This window comes from Burkholderia sp. Se-20378 (genome assembly GCF_017104665.1).
Taxonomy (GTDB): Bacteria; Pseudomonadota; Gammaproteobacteria; order Burkholderiales; family Burkholderiaceae; genus Burkholderia; species Burkholderia lata.
In genome coordinates, this window is the sequence record NZ_JAAGPG010000655.1 from 1 (window position 1) to 4280 (window position 4280).

The 4280-nt window shown below is 68.5% G+C and carries 3 protein-coding genes and 1 pseudogene; 3 read left to right on the top strand and 1 reads right to left on the bottom strand.

The genetic code is table 11. The annotated features are described in order from the left end of the window. Positions 1-106: 106 nt before the first annotated feature. Both G3N93_RS35530 and G3N93_RS35535 read left to right on the top strand, forming a co-directional pair. A pseudogene (locus tag G3N93_RS35530) lies at positions 107-316 on the top strand (NAD(P)/FAD-dependent oxidoreductase); the annotation flags it as partial. Between the two features lie 106 nt (positions 317-422). Then, positions 423-1814: an amino acid permease gene (locus G3N93_RS35535; protein ID WP_206135068.1), complete on the top strand. Its 1392-nt coding sequence runs from the start codon at positions 423-425 to the stop codon at positions 1812-1814. Between the two features lie 226 nt (positions 1815-2040). Here the strand turns inward: G3N93_RS35535 and G3N93_RS35540 are convergent, their stop codons facing one another. Then, positions 2041-2700, bottom strand: coding sequence for a glycine zipper 2TM domain-containing protein (locus tag G3N93_RS35540; protein WP_039340408.1), 660 nt, complete (start codon positions 2698-2700; stop codon positions 2041-2043). A gap of 464 nt (positions 2701-3164) precedes the next feature. Here G3N93_RS35540 and G3N93_RS35545 point away from each other — a divergent pair. Beyond that, positions 3165-4280: amidohydrolase family protein (locus G3N93_RS35545; RefSeq protein WP_206135069.1), on the top strand; the 1116-nt coding region annotated here is incomplete at its 3' end.

Sequence of the window (4280 nt, forward strand, 5' to 3'; positions counted from 1 at the left end):
GCCAACCATATTGCTGTGTTGGTTTGTTGTTTTTTATGTGCTGGTACCCACACTCGCTACACGCGTGCGCACACTCTAACCGTACACGACGCTCCTCCGAACTATGCTAGGCCGCCGGCCGTGCACGCCCGACATGCTGCCCGTCATTGGCGCCGCGCCGCGCCACCGCGATCTGTGGTTCGCGTTCGGGCATGCGCATCACGGTTTCACGCTCGGCCCCGTGACCGGCCGGCTGGTTGCCGACCTGATGACCGGCGCGCAGCCGTTCGTCGACCCGACGCCGTTTCGCGTCGAACGCTTTCTGCACGGCCGCTGAACCGGCGACCGTGCGCTGCAGCAGGGCGGCCGGCACACGACGCCGGCCGCTCCATCCAGCGGCCGGCCGATCCGGCACGCCGCGACGATCAACGACTGGAGACAACATGCAACAGCACACGATGCGGCGCGAACTCGGCGCGCGCCAGATTTCGTTCATGGCCCTCGGCATGGCCATCGGCGTCGGCCTGTTCCTCGGCTCGGCGTCCGCGATCAAGGCGGCCGGCCCCGGCGCGCTCGTCGCCTACCTGATCGGCGGCGCGATGATCTTCCTGATCATGCGCGCGCTCGGCGAGATGGCCGTGCACCGGCCGGTGTCCGGCTCGTTCGGTGCGTATGCGTTCGAATACGTCGGGCCGTTCGCCGGCTACGTGGTCGGCTGGAGCTACTGGCTGCTGATGGTCGGCGTCGGCGTCGCGGAGACGACCGCCATCGGCATCTACATGGGCTTCTGGTTTCCGGATGTGCCGCAGTGGCTGTGGGTCGTGTCGGCGATCGCCGCGATCTCGGCATTCAACCTGCTCAACGTGAAGGTGTATGGCGAGCTGGAGTTCTGGTTCGCGATCGTGAAGGTCGTGACGATCGTGCTGATGATCGCGGGCGGCGCGCTGATCGTGTTCACCGGGATCGGTCATGGCGGCGAGCCCGTCGGCCTGTCGAACCTGTGGCGCCATGGCGGCGTGTTTCCGCATGGCGTGCTCGGGGTCGTGAGCGCGCTGCCGATCGTCGCGTATTCGTTCGCGGGCGTCGAGATGATCGGCCTCACGGCCGGCGAGGCGCGCGAGCCGCAGAAGATGATCCCGCGGGCGATCAACTCGGTGCTGTGGCGCATCCTGATCTTCTACGTCGGCGCGCTGTTCATCATCATGGCGCTGTATCCGTGGCACGAGCTCGGCGAGCACGGCAGCCCGTTCGTGACGACGTTCGAATCGCTCGGGCTGTGGCAGGCGGCCGGCATCGTCAACTTCGTGGTCGTGACGGCCGCGTTGTCGAGCTTCAACTGCATCGTGTTCAGCGGCGCGCGCATGCTGTCGAGCATGGCGGGCAACGGCCTCGCGCCCGCGTCGTTCGCGGCGTTGAGCGCAAGCGGGTCGCCGTCGCGCGCGGTGCGGGCGACCGTGCTGTTCATGTCGGTCGGCGTGGTGCTGAACTACGTGATCCCTGCGCGCGTGTTCGGCTGGCTGATGTCGTTCCTGTCGTTCGACGTGGCCGTGATTTGGGCGATGATCGTCCTGACCCACATGCGGTTCCGGCGCGCGCTGGCCGCGCGTGGCGAGACGGTGGCGTTCCGCATGCCGTACGCGTCCGTCACGTCGTGGATCTGCCTCGTGTTCGTCGCGTTCGTGTTCGTGATGCTCGGCGTCGATCCGACGACGCGCGGGTCGCTGTATGCGGGCGCGGCGGTGATGGCGATGATGGCGATCATCTACCGGCGTTCGCGGCACCTGCAGGCGGCTGCGCGGTCGACGCGTGTCGGGCTCGGCGTCGAGCATGTGTGACGGCTGGGTGCCGGGTTGCTGATGTCGATGCGGAAGAGAGGTCGTGCGACGGAGCGCACTTGAGGCGGGGGCATAGTGCCGCGGCAGTGTCGGCGGCGCGTCATGCGCGCTGCGCCGGCACGACGAATGAGGGTGACGTGAAACAGGCGTGCCGTCGCGCCGAACCGGCGCCCGACGTCAAACGCACGACGATGCGCCCGATCAGGTCAGGCGCACCGCATCCGAATCAATACCGCGCGAGCTGATTGCCGTTGATCTGCACGCGATCACCCGGCCGCAGGTTGCCCGGCGACTGCACGTCGAACGAGCGCATCGAGCCGTCGCTGACCTGCACGTCGATCCGGTAGCTGCTCGGGCCTTGCGCGGCACCCATCTGCTGGCCGATCTGGTTGCCGGCCACCGCACCGCCGAGCGCGCCGATCACGGTCGCCGCATCGCGGCCGTGGCCGCGGCCGAACTGGTTGCCCACCAGGCCGCCGACCAGCGCACCGACGACGGTGCCGGCGACGCCCGACGGGCCGACCGAGCCGTTGACCGGCTGGATGTTCGAGACCGTGCCGTACTGCGTGCCGTAGCCGTTGCCGTACTGGTTGCCGTATTGCTGCTGATTGCCGTACTGGTCATACGGCTGCGACCCGTATTGCTGCTGGTTGCCGTACTGGTCGTACGGCTGCGGCGCCTGGTTCGGATACGGCTGTTGCTGCTGCACGTAGCCCGGTTGCGAATACGCGGGCTGCGCGTAGCCGGGCGTCGCGTATTGCTGCTGCTGCGGATACCCCGGCTGCGCGCCGTAGTAACCCGGCGCGACGCAGGCGGTCAGCGGAAGCGCCGCGACGGCGACGAGCGAGGCGAACAGAACGGTCTTCGTGGAAGGCATGCGCATCATGATGTTTCCTGCATCGGCAACGGGTTCGCCGACGAATGCCGGGACGGGTGGCGAACTCGGCGTGAGTATAAGGAATGGCCGGAGGCGCGTCCGGTGCGGCCGGGTAACAACGTGTAAAGTCTGTTGCCGCGTAAATCGCCGCCCCGGCGGGGCGCGGAAGCGACGCCCGGCAAGGGCGCGACACGGCTGCCGGACGCCCGCATGCGTGTGATGCCGATACTGCGCGGCCATCGACTTTTCCGCCGTCTTCCCTGCGATCCCGCCCCATCCCCGTGCCAGGCCCGGCGGCCGCGCGCGCCGCGCATCGCGAAATCGAATGCGCGGCATCGCGACATTTAATTGGCCTCGGGCGATGGCGTCCGATATCGTGGCTGGATTCCCTGCCAACGGTCGCGCCGTGCCGGCTGCGGTGCCTTCCCCTGTCCGCGCCGGTGACATGCAGCGACCGCCCCACATTCCGAGCCATGACCGATCGTATCTTCATCAACGCCGTCGACGCCGGCGGCCAGCCCATCAACCTCGTCGTCCGTGACGGCCGCTTTACCGCGATCGGCGCCGAATGCGCCGCCGCGCCCGGTGCGGAAGCGATCGACCTCGACGGCCGCGTCGTGCTGCCCGGCTTCGTCGATGGCCACATCCACCTCGACAAGAGCTTCGTTGGCGATCGCTGGGTGCCGCACGAATCGGTCGACACGCTGCGCGAGCGGCTTGCGGTCGAGAAGCGCCAGCTCGCGGCCGCGCCGCCGATCGTCGAGCGCGCGAATGCGCTGATCGCGCAGGCCGCTGCATTCGGCACGGTCGCGATGCGCAGCCACGTCGACGTCGACGCAACCACGGGCCTGTCGAACCTGCAGGCCGTGATGGCTGCGCGCGAGCAATGGCGCGGGATCGTCGATATCGAACTGGTCGCGTTTCCGCAGGCCGGCGTCGTCACGTGCCCGGGCACCGCGGAGATTCTCGACGCCGCCGTGCGCGAAGGCGCGGACGTGGTCGGCGGGATCGACCCGACGACGCTCGACGGCGATGCGGACGGCCAGCTCGACATCGTGTTCGGCATCGCCGAGAAGCGCGGCGCGAAGATCGACATCCACCTGCATGAGCCGGGCGAAACGGGCATTGCGCAACTGCTGCGGATCGCGGCGCGCACGCGTGCGGCGGGGCTCGGTGGCCGCGTGAACGTGAGCCATGCGTACGCGCTCGGCCAGGTGAGCGAGGACGACGTGCAGCGCACCGCGGCGGCACTGGCCGAAGCTGGCGTGTCGATCCTGACGAATGCGCCGGGCGACTGCGCGTTTCCGCCGGTGCAAGCACTGCGCGACGCGGGCGTGCACGTGTTCGCGGGCAACGACAACATCCGCGACGCGTGGTGGCCGTACGGCAACGGCGACATGCTGCAGCGCGCGATGATGGTCGGCTATCGCTCGGGCTTCTACACCGATGAAGCGCTCGGCATCGCGCTGGACATGGCGACGCACGCCGGCGCACGCGTGATCGGCAAGGATAACTATGGAATCGCAGTCGGCTGCGATGCGACGTTCGTCGCGGTGCGTGCGCCGAATGCGGCGGCGGCCGTCGCGGGC

What these genes read in the sequence shown, in the direction of transcription:
- G3N93_RS35535 (WP_206135068.1), top strand. Translation starts at nt 423, where the DNA reads ATGCAACAGCACACGATGCGGCGCGAACTCGGCGCGCGCCAGATTTCG.
- G3N93_RS35540 (WP_039340408.1), bottom strand. Translation starts at nt 2,700, where the DNA reads ATGATGCGCATGCCTTCCACGAAGACCGTTCTGTTCGCCTCGCTCGTC.